The following is a 517-nucleotide window of genomic DNA, read 5'->3' as shown; positions in this document are numbered from 1 at the left end:
AGATACAGTAATTAACTACGTAGCAAACAAAGCAAACTTGGTAGTTAAATATGTAGATGAAAAAGGCAAAGACTTAATCCCTTCAGAAACAACAGAAGGAAAAGTAGGAGATGAGTATACAACAACTGGAAAAGTTGTTCCAGGACACCTACTTGTTCGTGTTGAAGGAGAAGCAAAAGGTAAGATTGGAAAAGACGGTTCAACAGTAACATACGTGTACAAACCAATCGGATCATGGATTCCAAACATTCCAGGTCAACCAACTAACCCAATCAAGTATCCAAACGATCCACAAGATCCAACAAAACCAGGACAACCAACAGAAGTGTTACCATACGTTCCAGGATTCACTCCAGAAGATAAAGATGGCAACCCACTTAAACCAGTTGATCCGAAAGATCCATCAAAAGGATATGTAGTACCAAACATCCCAACAGATCCAAGTCAAGATACAGTAATTAACTACGTAGCAAACAAAGCAAACTTGGTAGTTAAATATGTAGATGAAAAAGGCAAA

Annotated in this window: 1 protein-coding gene; it reads left to right on the top strand. The window is 38.1% G+C overall.

Annotation, left to right across the window (positions count from 1 at the left end; genetic code table 11):
• Positions 1 to 517 (top strand): MucBP domain-containing protein (locus D8849_RS10410; RefSeq protein WP_185756257.1); only part of this gene is annotated, 517 nt, incomplete at both ends.

Source organism: Streptococcus mitis (assembly GCF_003942765.1).
In the GTDB taxonomy this organism is placed as follows: Bacteria; Bacillota; Bacilli; order Lactobacillales; family Streptococcaceae; genus Streptococcus; species Streptococcus mitis_BE.
Note: the sequence above shows the minus strand (reverse complement) of the source record. Positions and strands in the feature narration are given on the sequence as shown.